Source organism: Streptomyces sp. NPDC030798 (assembly GCF_055572275.1).
Genome location: NZ_JBVIDR010000003.1, coordinates 508804 through 531941 on the forward strand (window position 1 = coordinate 508804; position 23138 = coordinate 531941).

21 protein-coding genes are annotated in these 23138 nt (G+C 74.0%); 13 read left to right on the forward strand and 8 right to left on the reverse strand.

The features are described 5' to 3' along the window. The first annotated feature begins 13 nt into the window (after positions 1-13). The 6 genes from ACZ404_RS10535 (at position 14) to ACZ404_RS10560 (ending at position 5837) form a co-directional block, all read left to right on the forward strand. A complete protein-coding gene (locus tag ACZ404_RS10535; RefSeq protein ID WP_468438034.1) occupies positions 14-1603 on the forward strand; it encodes a sugar ABC transporter ATP-binding protein in 1590 nt (529 codons plus the stop codon). After that, positions 1587-2630, forward strand: coding sequence for an ABC transporter permease (locus ACZ404_RS10540; protein ID WP_468438035.1), 1044 nt, complete (start codon positions 1587-1589; stop codon positions 2628-2630). The genes ACZ404_RS10535 and ACZ404_RS10540 overlap by 17 nt, the downstream gene beginning before the upstream one ends. Positions 2631-2663: 33 nt before the next feature. After that, on the forward strand, positions 2664-3368 hold the full coding sequence (locus ACZ404_RS10545; RefSeq protein ID WP_468438036.1) for a FadR/GntR family transcriptional regulator: 705 nt from the start codon (positions 2664-2666) through the stop codon (positions 3366-3368). Positions 3369-3783: 415 nt separating this feature from the next. Continuing rightward, positions 3784-4776: a dihydroxyacetone kinase subunit DhaK gene (dhaK, locus tag ACZ404_RS10550; RefSeq protein WP_468438037.1), complete on the forward strand. Its 993-nt coding sequence runs from the start codon at positions 3784-3786 to the stop codon at positions 4774-4776. Between the two features lie 46 nt (positions 4777-4822). Further along, on the forward strand, positions 4823-5434 hold the full coding sequence (gene dhaL, locus ACZ404_RS10555; RefSeq protein WP_468438039.1) for a dihydroxyacetone kinase subunit DhaL: 612 nt from the start codon (positions 4823-4825) through the stop codon (positions 5432-5434). Then, a complete protein-coding gene (locus ACZ404_RS10560) occupies positions 5427-5837 on the forward strand; it encodes a PTS sugar transporter subunit IIA domain-containing protein (protein ID WP_468438041.1) in 411 nt (136 codons plus the stop codon). The genes dhaL and ACZ404_RS10560 overlap by 8 nt, the downstream gene beginning before the upstream one ends. Before the next feature lie 31 nt (positions 5838-5868). Here the strand turns inward: ACZ404_RS10560 and ACZ404_RS10565 are convergent, their stop codons facing one another. Continuing rightward, positions 5869-6564 (reverse strand): glycoside hydrolase family 75 protein, encoded by a 696-nt coding sequence (locus ACZ404_RS10565; protein WP_468438043.1) that lies wholly within the window; start codon positions 6562-6564, stop codon positions 5869-5871. Positions 6565-6948: 384 nt separating this feature from the next. Here ACZ404_RS10565 and ACZ404_RS10570 point away from each other — a divergent pair, with 384 nt between their 5' ends. Further along, positions 6949-7935: a fibronectin type III domain-containing protein gene (locus ACZ404_RS10570; protein WP_468438045.1), complete on the forward strand. Its 987-nt coding sequence runs from the start codon at positions 6949-6951 to the stop codon at positions 7933-7935. Between the two features lie 273 nt (positions 7936-8208). Continuing rightward, entirely contained in the window at positions 8209-8751 is a 543-nt protein-coding gene (locus tag ACZ404_RS10575) for a hypothetical protein (RefSeq protein ID WP_468438047.1), read from the forward strand. A 41-nt stretch (positions 8752-8792) separates the two neighbouring features. On the opposite strand, the gene ACZ404_RS10580 is transcribed toward ACZ404_RS10575, so the two are convergent. The 4 genes from ACZ404_RS10580 to ACZ404_RS10595 form a co-directional block, all read right to left on the reverse strand. Continuing rightward, positions 8793-9398 (reverse strand): PadR family transcriptional regulator, encoded by a 606-nt coding sequence (locus ACZ404_RS10580; protein ID WP_468438049.1) that lies wholly within the window; start codon positions 9396-9398, stop codon positions 8793-8795. A gap of 31 nt (positions 9399-9429) precedes the next feature. After that, the gene (locus ACZ404_RS10585) at positions 9430-11445 is read right to left on the reverse strand and encodes an FAD-dependent oxidoreductase (protein WP_468438051.1); all 2016 of its coding nucleotides are present in this window, start codon (positions 11443-11445) and stop codon (positions 9430-9432) included. Positions 11446-11617: 172 nt separating this feature from the next. Then, positions 11618-11989, reverse strand: a complete 372-nt coding sequence (locus tag ACZ404_RS10590; RefSeq protein WP_468438053.1) for a hypothetical protein — start codon at positions 11987-11989, stop codon at positions 11618-11620. Positions 11990-12083: 94 nt separating this feature from the next. Further along, positions 12084-12965, reverse strand: a complete 882-nt coding sequence (locus tag ACZ404_RS10595; protein ID WP_468438154.1) for a hypothetical protein — start codon at positions 12963-12965, stop codon at positions 12084-12086. A gap of 333 nt (positions 12966-13298) precedes the next feature. Between ACZ404_RS10595 and ACZ404_RS10600 the strand changes: the two genes are divergently transcribed. Beyond that, the gene (locus ACZ404_RS10600) at positions 13299-15377 is read left to right on the forward strand and encodes a SpoIIE family protein phosphatase (protein WP_468438055.1); all 2079 of its coding nucleotides are present in this window, start codon (positions 13299-13301) and stop codon (positions 15375-15377) included. On the opposite strand, the gene ACZ404_RS10605 is transcribed toward ACZ404_RS10600, so the two are convergent. Next, the gene (locus ACZ404_RS10605) at positions 15349-16158 is read right to left on the reverse strand and encodes a putative protein N(5)-glutamine methyltransferase (protein WP_468438057.1); all 810 of its coding nucleotides are present in this window, start codon (positions 16156-16158) and stop codon (positions 15349-15351) included. The two genes, ACZ404_RS10600 and ACZ404_RS10605, sit on opposite strands and share 29 nt — an antisense overlap. A gap of 337 nt (positions 16159-16495) precedes the next feature. Here ACZ404_RS10605 and ACZ404_RS10610 point away from each other — a divergent pair, with 337 nt between their 5' ends. The 3 genes from ACZ404_RS10610 to ACZ404_RS10620 are packed head-to-tail and all read left to right on the forward strand — an operon-like array spanning position 16496 to position 20735. After that, positions 16496-18184: a hypothetical protein gene (locus ACZ404_RS10610; RefSeq protein ID WP_468438059.1), complete on the forward strand. Its 1689-nt coding sequence runs from the start codon at positions 16496-16498 to the stop codon at positions 18182-18184. 47 nt (positions 18185-18231) lie between these two features. After that, positions 18232-19476 (forward strand): AAA family ATPase, encoded by a 1245-nt coding sequence (locus ACZ404_RS10615; RefSeq protein ID WP_468438061.1) that lies wholly within the window; start codon positions 18232-18234, stop codon positions 19474-19476. Further along, the gene (locus ACZ404_RS10620; RefSeq protein WP_468438063.1) at positions 19473-20735 is read left to right on the forward strand and encodes a vWA domain-containing protein; all 1263 of its coding nucleotides are present in this window, start codon (positions 19473-19475) and stop codon (positions 20733-20735) included. Before ACZ404_RS10615 ends, ACZ404_RS10620 begins: the two co-directional genes overlap by 4 nt. A 24-nt stretch (positions 20736-20759) precedes the next feature. Here ACZ404_RS10620 and ACZ404_RS10625 read toward each other — a convergent pair whose 3' ends face one another. Then, positions 20760-21848 (reverse strand): ABC-2 transporter permease, encoded by a 1089-nt coding sequence (locus ACZ404_RS10625; protein ID WP_468438065.1) that lies wholly within the window; start codon positions 21846-21848, stop codon positions 20760-20762. An 83-nt stretch (positions 21849-21931) separates the two neighbouring features. Between ACZ404_RS10625 and ACZ404_RS10630 the strand changes: the two genes are divergently transcribed. Beyond that, positions 21932-22372: a MarR family winged helix-turn-helix transcriptional regulator gene (locus tag ACZ404_RS10630; protein ID WP_468438067.1), complete on the forward strand. Its 441-nt coding sequence runs from the start codon at positions 21932-21934 to the stop codon at positions 22370-22372. Here the strand turns inward: ACZ404_RS10630 and ACZ404_RS10635 are convergent. Continuing rightward, positions 22324-23103 (reverse strand): GNAT family N-acetyltransferase, encoded by a 780-nt coding sequence (locus ACZ404_RS10635; RefSeq protein WP_468438156.1) that lies wholly within the window; start codon positions 23101-23103, stop codon positions 22324-22326. The two genes, ACZ404_RS10630 and ACZ404_RS10635, sit on opposite strands and share 49 nt — an antisense overlap. Positions 23104-23138: the final 35 nt, after the last annotated feature.

Genomic DNA, 23138 nt, shown 5'->3' on the forward strand with positions numbered 1-23138 from the left:
GAAGGCACTCAGCATGGCGGACACGCTGACCGCCTCCACCACGGGGGCCACGACGGTCCCCGTGGTGGAGGCCGCGGGGATCACCAAGCGCTTCGGCGCCACGGTGGCCCTGCGCGAGGCCCGCATATCGGTCGCGCCCGGGGAGTCCCACGCGCTGGTCGGGCGCAACGGCGCGGGCAAGTCGACGCTGGTCTCCGTACTGACCGGCATCCAGCAGCCGGACTCCGGCAGCTTGCGCTTCTCCGGTGAACCGGCGCCGGCGTTCGGCGACACCGACGCCTGGCGCTCCAAGGTCGCCTGCGTCTACCAGCGGTCCACCGTCATCCCCGAACTGACGGTCGCGGAGAACCTGTTCCTCGACCGGCAGAGCTCGGGGTCGTGGCGGCCGATCCGCTGGAAGGAACTGCGCAACCGGGCCGGAACGCTGCTGGCCGAGTACGGGGTGGAGGTCTCCCCGTCGGCGGTGATCAAGGATCTGTCGGTGGAGCAGCGGCAGTTCGTGGAGATCGCGAGGGCGCTCTCCTTCGGTGCCCGCTTCATCATCCTGGACGAGCCCACCGCGAAACTCGACGCGCGCGGCATCGACCGGCTCTTCGCCAAGCTGCGCGAGCTGCAGGAGCAGGGGGTGGCCTTCCTCTTCATCTCCCACCACCTGCAGGAGGTCTACGACCTGTGCACGAGCGTCACCGTCTACCGGGACGCGCGGCACATCCTCACCGCGCCCGTGGCCGAACTCGGCCATGACGCCCTGGTGGAGGCGATGACCGGGGAGAGCGCCGCCCGGCCGGCCCCGTCGAGCCCGGCGAACGGTGTGCGGCGGGACAACGCGAGGTCCGTCCTGGAGGTGACGGACCTGGCCCTGCCCGGCAGCTTCCAGGATGTCTCGCTGACGGTGCGTTCCGGAGAGGTGGTCGGCCTGGCCGGTGCCACCGCCAGCGGGAACGTGCAGCTCGGTGAGACCCTGGCCGGGCTGCACCGCACCCGTGGGGGCAGCATCCGGGTCGCCGGCCGTCCCCTGAGCACCGGCGACGTACCCAAGGCGCTGGCGGTTGGTGTCGGCTTCGTCCCCGAGGACCGGCACCTCCAGGGCCTGGTGACCGGGCGGAGCGTCGCGGACAACGCCACGCTGACCGTCACCGACCAGCTCGGCCCCTGCGGCACCGTGCTGCCCTCCCGGGCCAGGGTCTTCGCGCAGCGCATGATCGACGACCTGGACATCAAGACACCCGGCGCGGCGACGGACGTCGCCGACCTCTCCGGCGGCAACCAGCAGAAGGTCGTCGTCGCCCGGGCACTGGCGACCGAGCCCGACCTGCTGGTCGCCATCCGGCCCACCAACGGTGTGGACATCAGGTCCAAGGAATCCCTGCTCGGCCGCATCCGCCGCGTCGCGGACGACGGCAAGGCCGCCCTCATCGTCTCCGACGAACTGGACGACCTGCGCGTCTGCGACCGGGTGGTGGCGATGTTCCACGGCCGGGTGGTGGCCGAGTTCCCGGCGGGATGGACCGACGAGCAACTGGTCTCGGCCATGGAGGGCATGGCCGCGAAGGCCGACACGAACGAAACGAAGGGATCGACCGGCCATGTCCGCCACGACTGACACGTCCGCCGCGAAGACGGCGACGGAGGATCTCCCGAGCAGCGCCGGCCAACGGCGCGGACTCGACCTGCGGCGCTACCGTGACCTGTCGCTCATCCCGGTGCTTGTGGTCCTGGGGCTGATCGGTTTCATCGTCTCGCCGGCGTTCCTCACCTCCGACAACCTGCTCGGCGTCGCACAGCAGTCGACCGAGCTGAGCCTGCTGGTCCTCGCCGAGGCCATGATCCTCATCGCGGGCCGGATGGATCTGTCCCTGGAGTCCACCATCGGTGTGGCGCCCGTGATCGCCGTGTGGCTGGTGCTGCCCGCGCACGGGGGGCGGTTCCACGGCCTGGGCCTGCTGCCGTCATGGACCGCGGTTCCGGTCTGTCTGCTGGTCGGCGTCCTGATCGGCGCGATCAACGGCTTCCTGATCCTCAAACTGCGGCTCAACGGCTTCATCGTGACGCTCGGGGCCCTCACCATGCTGCGCGGCCTCCAGGTCGCCATCTCCCAGGGCCAGTCCATCGTCGAGCTGCCCGGCTCCTTCACCTACCTGGGCAGCACCTCGTGGCTCGGGGTACCGGCCCCGGTCTGGATCTGCGTCCTGCTGTTCCTGGCCGGCGGCAGCGCCCTGGCCTGGCTTCGGCACGGCCGCGCGCTCTACGCGATCGGCGGCAACAGCGAGGCCGCCCGGACCGCGGGCATCCGCGTCGACCGCGTGGTGTGGGTGGTGCTGATCCTGGGAGGCCTGCTGGCCGCCTTCGCCGGCATCCTCTACACCGGCCACTACGGTTCCATCTCCGCCGACCAGGGCAGCGGCTGGATCTTCCAGGTGTTCGCCGCCACCGTCATCGGCGGGGTGAGCCTCAACGGCGGCCGCGGCACCCTTTTCGGCGCCCTGACCGGCGTCCTCACCCTCCAGCTCGTCGTCAACGTGATGACGCTGGCCGGTGTCCCCCCGCTGTGGAACCAGTTCCTCAACGGCGCGATCATCATCATCGCCCTGATCATCTCCCGGTTCGCCTCCGGTGAGAAGCAGGACTGAGCAGGCTGAAGGACGGGAAAGGAGGGGGTCGCCATGGCCGTGACGGACGAAGCGATCGACCGGATCAAGGAGATGATCGTCTCCGGCGAGCTGCGGCCCGGCACCCGGTTGCCCAAGGAGGACGACCTCGCGCAGGAGCTGGGCCTGTCCCGCAACTCGCTGCGCGAGGCGGTCCGGGCACTGACGGCGATGAAGATCCTCATCCCCAAGCAGGGCGACGGCACCTACGTGTCCAGCCTCGAACCGCACCTGCTGCTGGAGACCCTCTCCTTCGCGTCCGACGTCTCCCACGGCCGGACGGCCCTGCAACTGCTCCAGGTCCGCCGGCTGCTCGAGCCGCCGGCGACGGCCCTGGCGGTCGGCCGCATCACCGACGAGGACCTCGTCCACCTGCGGTCGATCCTGGACCGGAGCGCGGCCGCCGAGAGCCCCGAGGCGTTCGTCCGGCTGGACATGGAGTTCCACAGCGCGATCGTGGCCCTGTCCGGCAATCCGGTGCTCTCGATGCTTCTGCAGGTGGTCTCCACCCCGACCCAGCGCGTCCGCATCCTGCGGGGAGCCAGTGTCGGCCCGGCGATCGAGAACGCCCATCGCGACCATGAGGCGATCCTCGCCGCGCTCGCCTCGCGCGACGCCCAACTGGCGGCCTCCGCCGCCACGGTGCACGTGTCGAGCGTCGAGCAGTGGCTGGCCCGGAGCCTGAGCACGGGCGACGAGGCCGAGCCGACTGCCGGCTGACCGGCCGCCTCACTGTCTTCGGCGATCCCCCACCACTGTCCCCCACCGCTGCCCCCCGCTGATGTCCCCCGCTGCTGCGTATCGTCCCCGTCCCGCCGTCCGGCCGGGACGGGGACGGGCACGGTGTTCGTCCAGGGCGGGCACCAGGTCTCCGTCCAGCTCCACGGCGGCACGGCCCTCACCACAACCTGTGGACGTGCACGGGCAGTGACGACCATCGGTCGACCACCCGACCACGCACCGTGAAGACGGGCCGCCGCAGGTGACCTTCGCTGCCGCAAGGCCGATACTGCCAATAGACGGGGTGGGCGACCGCCTCCATCGGGTGACCCTTGATCAACAACCGTCCTCGGCGCCGGTGACCTGTGAAGACGCGGGTCCTGAGCCCCAGTGCGAAGCTCACGAGGAGACAGGCATGAAGATGCTGATCAACGTCCCGGAGACCGTCGTCGCGGATGCGCTGCGGGGTATGGCGGCCGCTCACCCGGAGCTGACCGTGGACGTGGAGAACCGGGTGGTCGTGCGCCGGGACGCGCCCGTGGCCGGGCAGGTGGCGCTGGTGTCCGGGGGCGGGTCGGGGCACGAGCCGCTGCACGGCGGATTCGTCGGTCCGGGGATGCTCTCGGCGGCCTGTCCCGGAGAGGTGTTCACCTCGCCGGTGCCGGACCAGATGGCGCGGGCCGCGGCCGCGGTCGACAGCGGGGCCGGGGTGCTGTTCGTCGTGAAGAACTACACCGGTGACGTGCTCAACTTCGACATGGCCGCCGAACTCGCCGAGGACGAGGGCATCCAGGTCGCCAAGGTACTGGTCAACGACGACGTGGCCGTCACCGACAGCCTGTACACGGCCGGGCGGCGCGGCACCGGCGCGACCCTGTTCGTGGAGAAGATCGCGGGTGCCGCCGCGGCCGAGGGGCAGCCGCTGGAGCGCGTGGAGTCGATCGGGCGCCAGGTGAACGAGAACGCGCGCAGCTTCGGTGTCGCGCTGACCGCGGTCACGACGCCGGCCAAGGGCACGCCCACCTTCGATCTGCCGCCCGGCGAACTGGAGTTGGGCATCGGCATCCACGGCGAGCCGGGTCGCGAGCGGCGGGCGATGATGACCTCCGGCGAGATCGCCGACTTCGCGGTGCACGCCGTCCTGGAGGACATGCCCCCGCGCAACCCGGTGCTCGTCCTGGTCAACGGCATGGGCGGCACGCCGCTGCTGGAGCTGTACGGCTTCAACGCCGAGGTGCAGCGGGTACTGGCCGAGCGGGGCGTGTCCGTGGCCCGCACCCTCGTCGGCAACTACGTCACCTCCCTCGACATGGCGGGCGCCTCGGTCACGCTGTGCCAGGTCGACGAGGAGCTGTTGCGGCTGTGGGACGCCCCGGTGAACACGCCGGCGCTGCGCTGGGGCATGTGACGCGGCGGACGCGGCGGTCAACCCCTCTACCACCGAAGGAGATCCAGTGCTCGACGCCGATTTCTTCCGCCGTTGGATGACGGCGACCGCCGCGTCGGTCGACCGGGAGGCGGACCGGCTCACCGCCCTCGACTCGGCCATCGGCGACGCCGACCACGGCAGCAATCTGCAGCGCGGGTTCACGGCCGTGCTGGCCAGCCTGGAGAAGGAGGCGCCGGACACCCCGGGAGGCGTGCTCACCCTGGCCGGGCGCCAGCTGATCTCGACGGTCGGCGGGGCGTCCGGACCGCTGTACGGCACGCTGCTGCGCCGGGCGGGCAAGGCACTCGGGGACGGCGCCGAGGTCAGCGAGGAGCAGCTCGCGCAGGCGCTGCGGGCGGGCGTGGACGGCGTGATGGCGCTCGGCGGGGCGGCCCCCGGCGACAAGACCATGATCGATGCCCTGGTGCCGGCCGTGGACGCGCTCGGTGACGGCTTCGCCGCGGCGCGGTCGGCCGCCGAGGAGGGCGCGGTGGCCACCACCCCGCTGCAGGCCCGCAAGGGCCGGGCCAGCTATCTGGGCGAGCGCAGCATCGGGCACCAGGATCCTGGGGCCACGTCCTCGGCGCTGCTGATCGCGGCGCTGGAGGAAGCGGCTGCGGGGGCGTCCGGTGGGTGAGGAGAAGCGGGTCGGCATCGTGCTGGTGTCGCACAGCGCGGAGGTCGCGGCCTCCGTCGCCGAGCTGGCGAAGGGGCTGGCGGGCGGCGGGGCGACCGTGCCCGTCGCCGCTGCGGGCGGCACCGAGGGCGGTGGGATCGGCACCAGCGCGGCGCTGGTCTCCGCGGCGGCGGCGGCCGTGGACCGGGGGGCGGGAGTCGCTCTGATCACCGATCTCGGCAGCGCGGTGCTCACCGTGAAGGCGTTGCTCGCGGAGGGCGGTGAACTGCCGGACGGCGCACGGCTGGTGGACGCGCCGTTCGTCGAGGGTGCGGTGGCCGCGGTCGTCACGGCGGCCACGGGCGCCGATCTCGACGCGGTGGAGGCGGCGGCCACCGAGGCGTACAGCTACCGGAAGGCGTGAGCGTCCGTGGGGCGGCAGGCCGGGGCCGCGCTCAGCCGACCCGGGCGAAGAGCCGGGCCAGCCGTTCCCCCGCGGCCGTCGTGGCGCCGTGGTCCTCGATGGGATCGACCCGGGAGTCCTTGAAGACGACGTAGGTGACGTCCTTGGCGGCACCGCCGCCGCGCGGGTCCGGGTGGATGCCGAGCCCCTTGGCGGTGGCGTAGGAGGCCTCGCCGATGAGGTCGCGGGGGCCGATGTCGCCGACGACCGCGTACTGGATCCGGTCCCGGTAGATCACGGCGGCGACGGACCCGCCCCCGACGTCGGACGCCCGGTGGTCCCAGATCCGGCTCGGGGCCGGCAGCACGATGTAGGGCAGGGACTGGGCGTTCAGGTAGCGGCCGTCGGACTGCTGGTAGGCGGTGGTGGCGGAGAAGCACGGGTCGGTGCGGCGGTTGCAGCGGCCGGTCGGGCGCCCGTCGCAGTCGATGTCGAGGTCGGCCTTCCAGAACACCGCCGTGCGGGTGCCGCAGACGGGGACGCTCCTCGGGGCGCCGTCGTCGGTGCGGTAGCGGCCCCTGGAGACCCGGGTGCAGGTGTGCAGCCGGTCCAGCAGGTCGGCGGCGGTGACGGCGCCCTCGCTGCGGGCCGCCGGATGGTCGCGGGGTGGCACGGCGGCGGCGGGGAACGTCGTCGGGGCGAGCAGGGCGGCACCGGCAGCGGCCAGCGTCAGCGGCGGGACACGCACTCTGAGGGACCCTCTCCTCGGGGACATTCCGGACACCATGCACAATCCGATGCCGGTCGGCGGGGACGGCCACTCCGGATGGGGCCGGATGGAGCAGTGTCCTGACGCTTCGTGAGGAGGTGGCGGGGGGGCCGGGGACCCGGGCGCGCGTTCGCCCAGGTCACCCGGCCGCCCGCGGGGGGCGCCGGTCCTGCGACGACAGCGTTTCCGCGCCCACCGAGGCATGAACTCCCCTGCCCTCGCGGGTGGTTCAGCCGTAGGAAGACCTCAGCATACGTAACTCCCCGCGCGCGGGACCAGCACCGCCCCCTTGCCGTCGCCACCGAGGCAGGGCCATATTGGTCCGGACCTTTCCCGCGAAATCGTCCCCCGGGGAGGCACACGGTGCGACGTACCCCCCTTCCGGCCGTGCCGGCGGCCTGCGCGGCGCTGCTGCTGGTCGCGTCCTGCGGCTGGAGCGGTGCGGCCGAGAGCGACGGCGGCCGGGCGCCGGGCGCCCCGATGGGGGTGACCGCCGCCGCGGGGAGCGCCACCAGCGTGCATGTGATGTGGAACGCGGTGGCGGGCGGCACCGGGATCCGCACCTACGAGGTGTATCGGGGCCCTACGAAAGTCACCGAAGTGCCGGGCTCGCAGCACATGGTGGACGTCACCAGGCTCAGGCCGTCCACCATGTATGTCTTCACCGTGCGGGCCCGGGACGCGGACGGCCGCCTCGGCCCGCCGAGCCGGGCGGTGCGGGCGCGGACACCCGCGGCGGCTGCGGCGGACCGCTCGGCGCCGACCCGGCCCTCGCAGGCGGCCGGGCGTGTGGTCGGCAGCCGGGCCGTGCGGCTGTCGTGGGGCGCCTCCCGGGACGACCGGCGCGTGGTGTCGTACGACGTGTACCAGGGCGGTGCGAAGATCCACAGCGTGGGCGGGAACCGGACCGCGACCGTGGTCACCGGGCTGCGGCCGGGCACCCGGTACGTCTTCACCGTGCGGGCGCGGGACGCGGCCGACAACCTCTCGCCCGCGAGCACACCGGTCCGGCTCGCCACGCCCGGCACCGACGACGGCCGCGACACCGCACCGACCGCCTTCAGAGCCACCAGCCATGGCTCCGGCGGGTCGTACTACCTCGACCTGTCCTGGGATCCGCCGGCCGTCGACGGGGTCGTCACCGAGTACCAGATCCAGCTGGACGGCACCACGGCCACGTCCCTGGTCTGGGGCGGCAACCCACCGGCGGGCAGGGCCCACTACAGCTTCTACGCCGGCCGGGACCCCCACGCCGAACACCGGGTACGCCTGCGGGCCCGCCTCCCGGACGGCACATGGGGCGGGTTCTCGGCGGAGCGGACGGTGACCTTGGCGGCGCAGGACGGCTGAGGCCGCACCGGCCCCGCGGCGGCGTCGGCCGGCGGTCGGGTGGGCCGGCGCAGCCGGGCACGGCGTGTCGCGGCGGGCCGCTGGCCGGTGTTCCCGCAGGCCACCGCGGCGTGTCGGGGGTGTCGGGTGACGGAGCGTCGTCACTCGACCGGGTGCGGTCCGGGTGCGTGCCGGGCCGGGGCCGCGTTTCCTGCCGTTGAGGCAGCACGGACGTTTCCCGACCCTCGGCGGCGCATGGGACGTACCGCCAACCGTGCCGCCGGAGGCCAGCCAATGAGTATCTCACGACTCCTCTTCCGCTCCGGCCTGACCCTGGCGGCCGCCACCGCGCTCCCGGCCGCACTCACCGGGTCCTCGGCCGCAGTCTCCGGGATCTCGGTGAGCACCACCGGATCCACGGTCTCGGTCGTCACCAGCGCCTGCACCCAGAACAACGGCAGCTGGGGCACCGCCTCACTCCTCAGCAGCCGCCAGGCGAACTTCGCCCAAGGCCGGCAGGTGGCCCTCTCGGGCACCACCGTCAGCCAGTCCGCCGCCTGGTCGGGCGTGAGCCCGGGGACCTACACGGTCATCGTCATCTGCTCCAACGGCACGACCGCCGGCACCCAGTCCGTCGTCGTCTCCCTGCCGTCGGCGCCCACGATCTCGTCGACATCCACGCCCGCACCCTCACGCGGCGTGATGGGCGGTCTCGGCGGCGCGGCCCGCGACTACGGCGCGCTCACCCTCGGCATCGGCGCCGCCCTGGTGAGCTCCGGCGTCGTCGCCACGGCCTGGTTCCTGCGCCGCCGCTCGAAGCAGCCGTACCGCTTCTGAGCGGACGCGGGCACGCACCCGGCACAGGAGGCCGCCGGCGCTCAGCCGGACGTACCGGACGCCGCTTCCGGCGGCCCCTGTGCCCCCTGCCGCCCGGGTTCCCCTGCGCTGTCCTGGAGTTCGGAGAACTCCTTCAGCGCGTGGGTGAGCCACTGGGTCCAGAAGGTCTCGAGGTCGATGCCCGCGCGCAGGACCAGATGGCGCAGCCGGTCCTGCGGCGCGTCCCGGTCCGGCGGGAAGTCGCGCCGCTCGATCTCCTCGTACTCGGCCAACTGCCGCCGGTGCAGCTCCAGATGGCGGCGCAGGTCGGCCTCCAGGCCCTCGGTGCCGACCACGGCGGCGGCCCGCAGCCGCAGCAGCAGTACATCCCGCTGCGGCTTGGGGTCCTGCGAGGCGGCGGTCCAGCGGGCCAGTTCCGCGCGGCCCGCGGGCAGGACCTCGTAGCGCTTCTTCTGCCCGCGGGCCGGCTGCTCGGCCGGCAGGGCGCGGATGTGGCCCTCGCCCTCCAGCCTCCCCAGCTCGCGGTAGATCTGCTGGTGCGTCGCGGACCAGAAGTAACCGATCGACTTGTCGAACCGGCGGGTCAGCTCGAGGCCCGACGACGGCTTCTCCAGCAGGGCGGTGAGGATGGCGTGCGGGAGGGACATGGACTCATCCTAGGGAGGCGGCGTACGGCCCCTACAGGGCCGCGGCCACCTCCGTGCCCTGCTTGATCGCCCGCTTGGCGTCCAGTTCGGCCGCGACGTCGGCGCCGCCGATCAGGTGGGCGCTGCGGCCGGCGGCGACCAGCTCCTCGTACAGGTCGCGGCGCGGCTCCTGCCCGGTGCACAGCACCACCGTGTCGACCTCGAGGACGGTGCTCTCCTCGCCGACGGTGATGTGCAGGCCGGCGTCGTCGATCCGGTCGTAGCGCACGCCCGGGACCATGATGACGCCTCGGTGCTTCAGTTCGGTGCGGTGGATCCAGCCGGTGGTCTTGCCCAGTCCGGCGCCGACCTTGGAGGTCTTGCGCTGCAGCAGGTGGACCGTGCGGGGCGGCGCGGGCCGCTCGGGGGCGGTGAGGCCGCCCGGTGCCGCGTAGTCCATGTCGACGCCCCAGTGGCGGAAGTACGTCGCCGGGTCCTCGCTCGCCTTGTCGCCGCCGTCGGTGAGGTACTCGGCGACGTCGAAGCCGATGCCGCCGGCGCCGAGGACGGCGACGCGGTCGCCGACGGGCGCGCCGCCCTGCAGGACGTCCAGGTAGCCGAGGACGCGGGGGTGGTCCACGCCGGGGATGTCGGGGGTGCGCGGGGAGACGCCGGTGGCGACGACGATCTCGTCGTAGCCGTCCAGGTCCTCGGCGCTCACCCAGGTGTTCAGGCGGACGTCGACGCCGTGGGCGTCGAGCTGGTGGCGGAAGTAGCGCAGCGTCTCGTCGAACTCCTGCTTGCCGGGGACCTTGCGGGCGACGTTGAGCTGGCCGCCGGTCTCGCTCGCGGCGTCGAACAGGGTGACGGAGTGCCCGCGTTCGGCGGCGGAGACCGCGCAGGCGAGTCCGGCGGGGCCGGCACCGACGACCGCGACGCGCTTGCGGAGCCGGGTCGGGGAGAGAACCAGCTCGGTCTCGTGGCAGGCGCGCGGGTTGACGAGGCAGGACGTGATCTTCCCGCTGAAAGTGTGGTCCAGGCAGGCCTGGTTGCAGCCGATGCAGGTGTTGATGGCCTCCGGGGTGCCGGCGGCGGCCTTGGCGACGAAGTCGGGGTCGGCGAGCATCGGGCGGGCCATGGAGACCATGTCGGCGTGACCGCCGGCCAGCAACTCCTCGGCGAGTTCGGGGGTGTTGATGCGGTTGGTGGTCACCAGGGGCACGGACACCTCGCCCATGAGTTTCTTGGTGACCCAGGTGTAGGCGCCGCGCGGCACGGAGGTGGCGATGGTGGGGATGCGGGCCTCGTGCCAGCCGATACCGGTGTTGATGATGGTGGCGCCGGCCGCCTCGACGGCCTTGGCGAGGGTGACGACCTCCTCCAGGGAGGACCCGCCGGGGACCAGGTCGAGCATGGAGAGCCGGTAGATGATGATGAAGTTCTCGCCGACGGCCTCGCGCACGCGCCGGACGATCTCGACGGGCAGGCGCATCCGGTTCTCGTAGGAGCCGCCCCAGCGGTCCTGGCGGTGGTTGGTCTGCGCGGCGATGAACTCGTTGATGAGGTAGCCCTCGGAGCCCATGATCTCCACGCCGTCGTAGCCGGCCTGCTGGGCGAGGCGGGCGGCGCGGGCGTAGTCGTCGATGGTGCGTTCGACGTCGGCGTCGGTCAGCTCGCGCGGCACGAAGGGGCTGATCGGCGCCTGCAGCGCGCTCGGGGCGACGAGGTCCTGGTGGTAGGCGTACCGGCCGAAGTGCAGGAGCTGCATCGCGATCCGGCCGCCCTCGCGGTGCACCGCCTCGGTGATGCCCCGGTGCTGCTCGGCCTCCGCCTCGGTGGTGAGCTTGGCCCCGCCCTCGTAGGGTCGTCCCTCCTCGTTGGGCGCGATGCCGCCCGTGACGATGAGCCCCACTCCCCCGCGCGCGCGGGCCGCGTAGAACGCCGCCATCCGCTCGAACCCGCGCTCGGCCTCCTCCAGACCGACGTGCATGGATCCCATCAGCACGCGGTTGGGCAGCGTGGTGAATCCGAGGTCGAGCGGGGACAACAGGTGCGGGTAACGGCTCATCGGGCCCTCCGTGCAGGGTGCGGTCGCCTCTTGTTGTAGAGGACGCGCACCCGGTTGTGCAACTAGTTGCACAAACGTCGGCACGTGAGCCCGGCCACGGTGACCACCCGCCCGGCGCACGGACGCGACGACGCCCCGGCGGGCGGGCCGGCCGGGGCGTCGGGGCACTGGATCAGCGGCTCTCCAGCCGGAGGTGCAGGTCGCGCTCCTGGTCGCCGGAGGCCGACGTCTCGTGGACGGTGAACATCGAGTCCAGGGTGGAGCGGAACCGGCCGACGGCCCAGTAGCCGCCCTGGACGTCCGCGTCGACGGGGGCGTCGAGGTGCACCGGCGGGCAGCCCTGCTCACGGGCGTCCGCCACGTCGTACGTGCCGAGCCACACCATCGGACGGGTCTCGTGGAGCTGTTGCGGAACCTCCTCGGGGCCCCGGTCGGTCGCGAAGCAGCGACCGAGCGCCTCGAAGACGAGGCGGGCGTCGTCCTTGGAGTAGCCACTGATCTCCACCGAGACGGTTTCCGGGTGCGACCGCTCCGTGTTCTCCATGATCGCTCCTTTCATGGCCGCGCTGCGGTGGAACGGGGTACCCCGCACAGCCGCGTCCATCCTCAGGAAAGCACCACCGGCCGGCGCGCACACCTCAGCCGCGCGCGAACTTGTACGTCTTGCTGTCCGTCAGCACGCAGAAGCCCGGGGAGATGACGATGACGCGCAGGATGCCGGTGCGGCGGTCGTAGTCGATGCCCTCCGCCTCGAAACTGCCCGAGCAGGCGCTGCGCAGCGGCAGCTGGCGCAGGGCGGTGACATGGCCGGAGACGTCCGCGGTGCCGTTCGGGGCGGCCGACAGGTCGATCTCGAGCAGCGGCTTGGTCATGCCGAACAGGGAGCCGTCGGGGTCGTCGGAGGAGCACAGCAGGGTCGTGGGGCCGGAGAAGTCGCAGCCCTGCACGTCACGGACGGCGTGGTCGAGGCGGACGTCGGAGACCTGCGGGAGGTTCGCCGAGGGCGAGGTGCTCGCGTTGACACCGGGCGTCGGGAAGACCAGGAGGCGGTTCATCGTGCCCCACTCGCCGGACAGCATCCACTGGCCGTCGGGCGAGACGGCGGCCCAGGAGTTGTTCAGGGCCTCGCCGGGGCTGAGCGTGTGGACGTACTCCGACCAGCCGCCGCCGGGCGCCTGCACGCGGAACATCTTCGAGTTGCCGGAGTCCCGCTGGTAGGGCTCGATGTAGTAGCCGTTGTACGAGGCGTCGGGGTCGCCGACGTGGTTCCAGCCGCGGCTCGAGACGCCGAGGGGGATGGTGCCGATGCCGGTGTACCGGTTGGGGCTGTTCGCCGGGACCTCCACCGAGGTCAGCCCCTGGCTCTCGGTCAGCGGGTCGGCGCGGTCGGAGCCGGTCTCGGTCCAGGTGCCCGCCGCCGAGGCCGGCGCGGGTGCGGCGAGGGAGACGACGGCGGCGGTGGCCAGGGTGAGCAGTCCGGCGAGGACCGTGTGACAGCGCTGCCGGGCGGACGCGGGCACGGGCATGGGTGGCGACTCCTCGGGCGGGGGGGGTGGAGGCACTCGGTCGGCGGACAGTCTGGCCCGCCCGGGTGGTCATGTACAGACCAATGGAGCAACATGGGCGTGAACACCGCCGCGCCCGGGGACGGTCCCGCACGGCCCCGGAAGGCGTCCTCGGCACCCCGCGTGCCGCCGGCCCGGTGACTTCGGCGGACGTCCGCCGCCGTGTTGAGAGATGGTGGAGACAGGTGGCGAAGGCGTCGGAGAGTCGGGTGTGAGCGCGGTACAACAAGGGGAGTCGGCACAGGGGACCAGGGCGTGCCGTGCGAACGGGCGAAGGCGGTGCGTGGCATGAGGGACGCCGGGGCTCCGGTGACGGAGGGCGGGGAGCCCGTGCGCGGGCCGGTGCGGCCGGGCGGGCTGCTCGACGTGCTGGGCGTGGCGTCGGTGGTGCTGGACACCGACGGCCGCATCGTGCTGTGGAGCCCCCAGGCCGAGGAGTTGTTCGGGTACACCGCCAAGGAGGCGCTGGGCCAGTACGCCGCCCGGCTGATGGTGCACGAACAGCACCTTGAGCTGGTCGGCGAGCTGTTCGCCGACGTGATGCGCACCGGTCAGAGCTGGGCCGGCGGATTCCCGATCCGCCGCAAGGACGGCAGCACCCGAGTGGTGGAGTTCCGCAACATGCGGCTGCTGGACGACCGGGGCGACGTCTACGCCCTGGGGCTGGCCGCCGACCAGTCGACCGTGCGGCGCCTGGAGCAGGACGTGGCGCTGTCTGAGCGGATGGTGAAACAGGCACCGATGGGGCTGGCGGTCCTGGACACCCGGCTGCGGTTCGTCACGGTGAACCCGGCGCTCGAGAGCATCATCGGGGTCCCGGCGGCCGAGCACACGGGCCGGACCATCCGCGAGGTGCTGCCGCTGCTGGACACCGACACCCTGGCGGCCACCGCCCGGCGGGTCCTGGACACCGGCACCCCGGTGATCGACGAGCCCCTCGTCGGCCGCACCCCGGCCGACCCGGACCGGGACCACACCTGGTCGCTCTCGCTGTACCGGCTCGAGGACGCGATGGGCAACGTGCTCGGCGCCGCGGTCTCCCTGGCCGACATCACCGAGCAGCACCGGGCCTCCGTCGAGGCGGAGGCCGCGCGGCGCCGGCTGGCGGTGATCGCCGACGCCTCCGCCCGGATCGGTACGACGCTGGAGCTGGAGCGGACCGCCTGCGAGCTGGCCGAGGTCGCGGTGCCGGAGCTGGCCGACGTGGCCGCCGTGGACCTGCTGGACGCGGTGGTGGAGGGCCGGCCCAGCACGCTCGGCCCGGCGGAGTCGGCGATGATCCGGGCACTCGCGGTGCGCCCGCAGGACGGCACGGACGCCGTACGGGCCGCCGACTCCCCCGGCCAGATCGCCCTGTACGCGGCGGACCGGCTGGTCACCGAGTGCGTGCGCACGGGCGAGGCGGTGCTGGTGCCGCGGGTCAAGGACGAGGACCTGCCGCGCATCGCCCGGTCACCGGAGGCAGCCGTGCTGCTGGGCCGCGCGGGCCTGCACTCGTACCTCGCGGTGCCGCTGATCGCCCGCGGCGAGGTGCTGGGCGCCCTGGACCTGAAGCGGACCCGCAATCCGGCGCCCTTCGACGAGGACGACGTCCTGCTGGCCCGGGAGCTGGCGGCCCGCGCCGCAGTGCAGATCGACAACGCCCGCTGGTACCAGAACGCCCGCAACACCGCGCTCACCCTGCAGCGCAGCCTGCTGCCCAGCCATCCGCCGGTGACCACCGGCCTGGAGGTGGCCTCCCGCTATCAGCCGGCGGGCGCCACCAGTGAGGTCGGCGGCGACTGGTTCGACGTCATCCCGCTGGAGGGCGGCCGGACGGCGCTGGTGGTGGGCGATGTGATGGGCAGCGGCATCAGCGCGGCCGCCACCATGGGCCGGCTGCGCACCGCGACCACCACGCTGGCCCCGCTGGGCCTGGACCCGGCGCTGCTGCTGGAGCACCTGGACAAGACGACCTCGGCCCTGGACCACTCGATCGCGACCTGCGTGTACGCCGTCCACGACCCGCAGTTGCGCCAGTGCCGGATCGCCAACGCCGGCCATCTGCCGCCGGCCCGGGTCCGCCCGGGGCGGCCGCCGGAGCTGCTCGACCTGCCGACCGGGGTGCCGCTGGGCGTCGGCGGGGTGGAGTTCTCCACGGTCACCGTCGACTTCGAGCCCGGCGACGAGCTGGTGTTCTACACCGACGGACTGGTCGAGACCCGCTACCACTCGCTGGACGAGCGCCTGGACTTCCTGCTCTCCCTGCTGGACGACCCGGCCCGCGGGCTGGAGGAGACCTGCGACCTGCTCCTGCGGACGCTGCACCACCCCGCCAACCACGACGACGTGGCCCTGCTCATCGCCCGGGCGCAGGAGCTGCCGTAGCGTCCGCTTCGCGCACGCCGATGACCACGTGCGCGCAGCGCTCCTCCGACACGGCCAGACGGGCCGTCAGACCGGCGCCGCGGAAGGCCTCCAGGGCGGCGCCGGCCTGGCGTTCGCTGGTCTCGGTCAGCAGGCAGCCGCCGGGCGCGAGCCAGTCGGGTGCCGCCGCGGCCACCCGGCGCAGCACGTCGAGGCCGTCCGCGCCGCCGTCGAGCGCCACCAGCGGCTCGTGGTCGCGGGCCTCGGCGGGCAGCAGCGCCACCTCACCGGTCGGGACGTACGGCACGTTCGCCGTGAGGATGCCGACGCGGCCCCGCAGCCCGGGCGGCAGCGCCTCGAACAGGTCACCGGCGTGGGCCCGGCCGCCATGGGGAGCGAGGTTGCGGCGGGCGCAGCGCACCGCGACCGGGTCGATGTCGGCGGCGTGCACCTCGACCGGGCCGAGTGCGGCGGCCAGGGCGGCGCCGAGCGCTCCGGAGCCGCAGCACAGATCGACGACGACCCTCGCGTCCGGGGCCTGGGCCAGCGCCTGGTCGACCAGGAACTCGGTACGGCGGCGCGGCACGAAGACGCCCGGTCCGACGGCGATGCGCAGACCGTGGAAGCGGGCCCAGCCGAGGACGTGTTCGAGCGGGAGCCCGGCGGCGCGCCGGTCCACCATCGCGGCCAGTTCCCCGGGGGTACGGGCGGTGGCGAGGAGCAACTCCGCCTCGTCCTCGGCGAAGACGCACCCCGCGGCGCGCAGCGCGGCGACGACGGCGGACGAGGTGAGCGGGGGCATGGATGGCATGGAGGTCGAGGGCCTTTCGGAAGGGGGAAGCCGAAGGGCGCTCTCGCGGGCACCGGTGCCGGTGGGCCGCGCGGTCACAGAAGGCCGTCACGAGGAGAGAGCACCCGAGCAGACACAGCGGTAATGGGTCTCACCTCCTCGAACGGCCAGGGGCCGCGCACCGTCCGCGGCCGGACGGCCACCATACCCCAGCGCCCGGACCGGCCGCCGTCCCCGCCGAGTTCGGGAAAACTCCCTGGCGCGGCCCGGACCCGCCCGTTACGATCGCCGCGATGACCACTCGCTCTGCTGACAGATTGGGGGTCCCGTCCGCGCAAGGTGAGTGCTGATGCTCACTCAGACCGCGTACGGGGACTCCCGACTCCTCCTGTGGCGGCGCGTGCGCGAGTTCGCCGTGCCGCCGTCCATGATCGAGGCCGCGACGGCCCGCCGTACGGCCGGGGACTGGGCGGGGGCGTGCGCCGCCGCCGGTGTCGACGTCGACCTGGACCTGCGCACCGTGGCCCGCGTCCATGGCCGTGAGCTCGCGGCCCGGATCCGCGCCGACCTCCGACGGCTCGCTCCCGACCTGCTGCGCTGGCACCTGCCGAGGATCGCGCCCGACGGGCTGCTCCGTCCCGGGCTCACCCTCACGCTGGCCCGCTACCACAGACCCGGGCGGGCCCGTCCGGTGCACCTCGTGGTCCGCACGCCACCAGCCTGGGCGGACGCCGGCCAGCGCATCGGCCTCGCCCTCTGGGACGGTGACCGGACCGCGTCCGGCCGCCATCCGCATCCGCGCCCCAACCGCCGCTACCGGCTCGACCTGCACCGCCACCTGTGGGACGCGGACCTGGCCGGCGAGCTGCGCCACCGCTCGGGGGCCGACGCTGCCGTACCACCGGACCACGACCCACTGGGGCTGCTCCCGCCGGGCGGCGGCCACGCCGTGGGCCGGTGGGCGGCGGAGGCGGCCGTCCTGCTCCACGCCGAGGGACGCGACACCGGCCCCTTCGCCGTACGGCTGGGGGGCGGACGCCGACTGGTCCTGGAGCTGGTACGGGACGGGGGCGGTGGCTCTGGGCGGACGGACCGGGCCGAAGATCGACGCGGGTACGGCCCCGACCGCAGAAGCCGGGCGGAAGGCCGACCGCACGCCCCTGCACAGGACAGCCGGGCGCAGGACCGGACCGAAGGCCGACCACACCGCCCCGGGCAGGACAGCCGGGCGGAAGGCGGACCCCGGCGCCCCGGGCGGGAAGGGCGAGCGGAAGACCACCCGGACGGCCGGATTCGAGCCCTGCGGCGCGGGCGGGCGGTCGCGGCCGGGGGGCAGGAATCCGTCCGGCCGGGGTCCGTCGAAGGCGGTCGGGGCGGCGCGCTCGGGTTGCGGGTGGTCACCGGCACCCCGGTGGGTGGCTTCTGCGCGCTGCCCGTGCTGCCCGACGCGGCGACCCGGGTGCTGCCCGACCTGGAGCTGCTCGGTGCCGGGCTGCTCGGGCCGGACCGGCTGCACCCGCTGGTCGCCGCCGCGCTCGTACCCGGCCATGTGCCCCGGCCGCCCCGCGCCCCGGACCCGGCGGACGACGCGCGGCTCGTGGCGTGCCGGGGCGCCACGCACCGCATCGGCCTGGTCGACGGCGTCCTGGCTCCGCTGGACCACGCCCCCGACGAAGTACGCCGCGAGGAGCTGCTGCGGGCGTTCGGCGGGCCGCCGCTGCCCTGTCTGGAAGCCATCGACCGGGCACACCGGGCGCCGGACTGCCTCGCCGGGGTCCGCGAACGCCTGGCCCACGGCGACACCGCAGGCGCGCTGGCCGTGGTCGAGGGCCTGCTCGGCCCCGAGGCGCTGCTGCGGGACGGTGCCCTGCGGGACGCCCTGGAGGCCGCCGCGGAGCGCCGGATCACGTACGGCCTCTACCGGGCGGGGCTCATCGGCCCCGGGCACGCGCCCCTCGGCACCGGCGAGCCCCACGGCCCGGCCCGCCGCCGTGCCGGTGACGCACGCCGCCGCCCGCGCAACGCGACCAACCGCTGAAGCAGCCAACCCCATTGAAGCCTTCTCACACCCTCAGGTGATCCCTCATGTCTGCATACACTCCCGTTGCCCCTTCCGACGCCCCTTCGCGCCTCGACGTCGCCGCCGACCTGCTGGCGCTGCTGGGCGACACGCGCACCGAACCTCGCCCCGACACCCGGCTCGAGGCGCTGACCCTGGCCGTGGCGGCCGATCTGCCCGTACTGCTGTGGGGCGAGCCCGGCATCGGCAAGACGGCCGCGCTGAACCAGCTCGCGGACGCCCTCGAGCTGCCGCTGACCACCGTGATCGCCAGCGTCCACGAGCCGTCCGACTTCTCGGGACTGCCCGTCGTCGGGGACGACCCGGCGGAGCAGGGCGTGCCGTTGGCGCCGCCGGACTGGGCGGTGCGGCTGGTCCGGGCGGGGCGCGGGCTGCTGTTCCTCGACGAGCTGTCCACCGCTCCCCCGGCCGTCCAGGCGGCGCTGCTGCGGCTGGTGCTGGAGCGGCGGATCGGCGCGCTGCGGCTGCCGCCCGGCGTCCGGATCGTGGCCGCCGCCAACCCCCGCTCCTCGGCGGCCGACGGCTGGGAGCTGAGCCCGCCCCTGGCCAACCGGTTCGTGCATCTGCAGTGGACCCACGACCACGACGTCGTCGTACGCGGCCTGGGCGGGACCTGGCCCAGGGCCACGCTGCCCCGGCTCGACCCCGGCAAGCTGCCGGAGGCCGTGGACCTGGCCCGGCGCGCGGTGTGCGGGTTCCTCTCCGTGCGCCCCACACTCGTGCACCGGCTGCCGAGCGGTGAGACCCGCCGGGGCGGGGCCTGGCCGTCGCCCAGGAGCTGGGAGATGACCCTGCGTCTGATCGCGTTCGCGACCGCCGCCGGTGCCTCCCGGGAGGTGCTGTCCCTGCTGGTCAGGGGTACGGTCGGGGACGGGCCGGGGCTGGAGTTGCTGGTGAGCCTGGACCGGATGGACCTGCCGGATCCCGAGACCCTGCTGGCCGACCCGGCCGGTGCCGAGCTGCCCGAGCGCGGGGATCTGCGGCAGGCCGCGCTGGACGGCGTGGTGGACGCGGTCCGCCGACGGCCGGAGCGGGCCCGCTGGGACGCGGCGTGGACGCTGCTGGTCCGGGCGATGGAGACCGGGGCGCCGGACGTGGTGGTGGTCCCCGCCACCACCCTGGCCTCGCTGCGCCGCGAGACCTGGGACGTACCGGCGGCGATCGAGCGGCTCGCGGGCGTGGTGTCGCTCTCGCGGCGCGCCGACCGGGCGGCCCGCCGCGCCTCGGCCGCGACCGGGGCGGCCCGATGACGGCCGGGGCGTCGGGGGCGCTGGACCTCGGCAAGCTCTTCGCCGCCCGGCTCCAGGCGGCGCGGGCCCGGCCCTATCTGGCGACGGCGCTGTTCGCGCTGCACACGGTGGAGTCGCGGCAGGTGCCGACGATGGCCGTCGACCGGCACTGGCGGTGCTATGTCTCGCCGGCCTTCGTGGACCGCACGCCCGTGGAGGACCTGGCCGGGGTCTGGGTGCACGAGGTGACGCACCTGCTGCGCGACCACCACGGGCGCGGCGACCGGGTCGCCCGGGAACGCGGGCTGACCGGCGTCGGGGAACGGCTGCGGATGAACATCGCCGCCGACCTCGAGATCAACGACGACGTGTACGGCGACGGACTGGTCCGGCCCGAAGGCGCGGTGCTGCCCGAGGACCTCGGGCTGCGCGAGGGCGAGCTGATGGAGGACTACCTGCGTCAGTTCCGGCTGGGTCCGGGCACGGAGGGCCTGGCCTGGCTGGACTGCGGCAGCGGCGCCGACGGGCTGGAGCGCGGCTGGGACCTCGGGCCGGACGGCGCCCACGGGCTCAGCGAGCAGGAGCGGGACGCGGTGCGCTTCCGGGTGGCGCGGGGCATCACCGGGCGGCCGGGGAGCGTGCCGGAGGGGTGGCGGCGGTGGGCCGAGGAGGTGTTCCATCCGCCGCAGCCCTGGCGGGAGCTGCTGGGCGCGGCGGTCCGCTCGGCGTCCTCGGGTGCGGGCTCCGGCGACGACTACGGCTACGGCCGCCCGGCGCGGCGCTCGACCGCCGTGCCCGGTGCCGTCCTGCCGAGCCTGCGGCGCCGACCGCCGAGGGTCTGCGTGGTGGTCGACACCTCGGGGTCGGTCAGCGACGCCGAACTGGGCAGCGCGCTGCTGGAGGTCACCGCGATCTCCCGTGCCCTGGGCGGCCGCCTGGACCTGGTCACCGTGGTGTCCTGCGACGCGGCGGCCCGGGCCGTGCACCCGTTGTGCCGTGCGGAGGGGATCTTGCTGGTGGGCGGTGGCGGGACGGATCTGCGGACGGGGTTCACCCGGGCGCTGCGGGCGCGGCCCGACGTGGTGGTGGTGCTGACCGACGGCCGGACACCGTGGCCGGACGAGCGGCCGCCGTGCCGAACGGTGGTGGGGCTGTTCCACCGGGAGCCGCCGTACCGGGCCGGGTCCGAGGACCGTCCCCGGTACCGGCCGGACGGGCCGCCCGCGTGGGCGCGGGTCGTGACCATCGCGTCGAGCGGGAACCGAGGTGCGGCGCGCTGACCGGGAACGGTACGCCGGGCACGCTCAGACACCGACGGTCTCCTCGACCTCTTCCTCGGCCCCCGACGGGCGCGGCTCGGCGGCTTCGGTCCTGTCCCGGGTGGTCGAGGCGCCCGGGGCCGTGTGGGGGTCGGCGGCCGCATGCTTGGGCGCCCGGTGCCCGGCCCGCTCGAAGGCGGCCGCGATCGCGGTCACCGCCAGGCCCGCGACCAGCCAGCCGACGAGCGTCCACACGTCACGGCCGAGCCCGTCGTCACCGAAGTACAGCAGGCTGCGGACGCCCTCCACGAACCCGGCGCCGTTCCAGAACGCGTGCAGGGTGCCGAAGAAGCCGTTCTGCAGCTCGGGCCGGAACAGGCCACCGGAACTGGTGAAGTTGAGCATCACGAACAGCACCATCATGGCCAGCGTGGTCCACCGCTTGAGGAAGGTGTGCAGGCCGACACCGAGGAAGACGATGCCCGCCGAGTACACCCACGCCATGCCCCACACGCCCGCGAGTCCGTGGTGGGCGAGGTGGAACACGGGCCCCGCGAGCAGCGCCCCGATGCCGCTGACCACGGCGGAGACACCGAGCGCGAGCAGCGCCCGGACCCGCATCGGGAGCGCGGCGCCCGCGGCGCCGAGGGCGGCGACCGAGGCGTAGGAGCCGATGCTGAGGGCGATCAGCAGGAAGAACAGGCCCTGCCCGGTGGGGTCGTCCGGGACCGGTGCGGCCACGTCGGTGACCTTCAGCGGGGCCCCCTCCTGCGCGGCGACCGGCGTGAAGACCTTCTCGACGGCGGTCGCGCCCATGTCGGAGGCGGCACTGGCGACCAGGAGTTCGGGAGCCTTGGCGCTCGGCACGTAGGCGCCGGTGACGTTCCGGGACTTCAGCAGGCCGACGGCGGCGGAGCGGGTGGCGACCGTGCGGACGTCGAGCCGGTCCCCGGCTGTGTCCTTGACGGTCTGCGCGAACACCTTGGCCTCGGGACCGGCGCCGACGACGGCGACGGGCAGGTGGTGCGGCTCCGGGGTCACGAAGGCCCCCATGTAGGCGAGCCCCATGCCGATGCACATCAGCAGGGGGGTGATCAGGTGCGTGAGCACATGGCGCAGTGCCGGTGACCTCATCGGACGCGACCTCCGAAGGTTGGCTTATACAACTTCCTTTTCAAGTTGTACTATGCAACTAGAACGGTGGAGGAGGCATTCCCGTGAGCGCAGCCGAGACGGCCGTGGAGACGATCCAGCGCGAGATGACGATCTTCGCCCGCCGGGCCCGGGCCTCGGCGGGGCGCATGCACCCGGAGCTGTCGCTGGTGTCGTACACCCTGCTCGGCCATCTGGAGGAGAGCGGCGGCTGCCGGGCGACGGACCTGGCGGCGCACTACGCCCTGGACAAGTCGACGGTGAGCCGCCAGGTGTCCGCGCTGGAGCGGGCCGGGCTGATCGAGCGGCGCCAGGATCCCGAGGACCACCGGGTCCAGGTGCTGCACCTGACCGGGGCCGGCCAGGAGATCCTCGCCCAGGTCACCCGCAGCCGCCGGGCCGCCTTCCGGGAGCGGCTCGCCGACTGGCCCGAGGAGGACCTCGTCCGCTTCGCGGCCTACCTGGAGCGGTACAACGCCGGGGCGGGGGGCGCCGGCTCCGGCTGACCGCCCCCGGCCCGTCGCTCCGGCAGGCCCTCGGGGACCCGGACGCCGAGGAACACCGTACGGCGGCGCAGCCGGAAGCCGAGGGACTCGTACAGCCGGACGGCACCCGTGTTCGCGGAACCGGCGTGCAGGAGAGGGGTCTCACCGCGCTTCTCGATGCCGTGCGCGACCGCGAGGACCAGCCGCGCGGCCAGGCCTTCGCCGCGGTGGGCCGGGTCCGTGCAGACCGCGCTGATCTCGGTCCAGCCCGGCGGGCGCAGCCGCTCCCCCGCCATGGCGACCAGGGCGCCCTCGCGACGGATGCCGAGATAGGTGCCGAGGGCGACGGTGCGGGGCAGGAAGGGGCCGGGCCGGGTGCGGGCGACGAGGTCGAGCATCTCGGGCACGTCCGCCGGGCCGAGCCGCACCGCCTCCGGGTCCTCGACGGCGGCGACGCTCTCGCCCACCAGTTGCACACCCTCCAGGTGGAAGGTCACCTCCCAGCCGTCCGGAACCCGGCCGCCGAAGCCCAGCAGCGACGCCTCGCCACCGGGACCGGCCAGCGCGGCGACATCGGCCCAGTCCCGCGCGTCGGGCGCGTCGGGCAGGGCCAGCCAGGGGCTGACGTCCACCGGATAGCGCAGCACACGACCGCGCCGCTCGGCGAAGCGGGCGTGCGGGCCGGTCAGGGAGGCGAGCGCGGGGTTGTCGAGGACGTGCGCCGCCTCGGCCCGGGCCGGTCCGCCGCGCATGCCGTCGCCTCGGCCGGCGGCCGGCACCTGAGCCG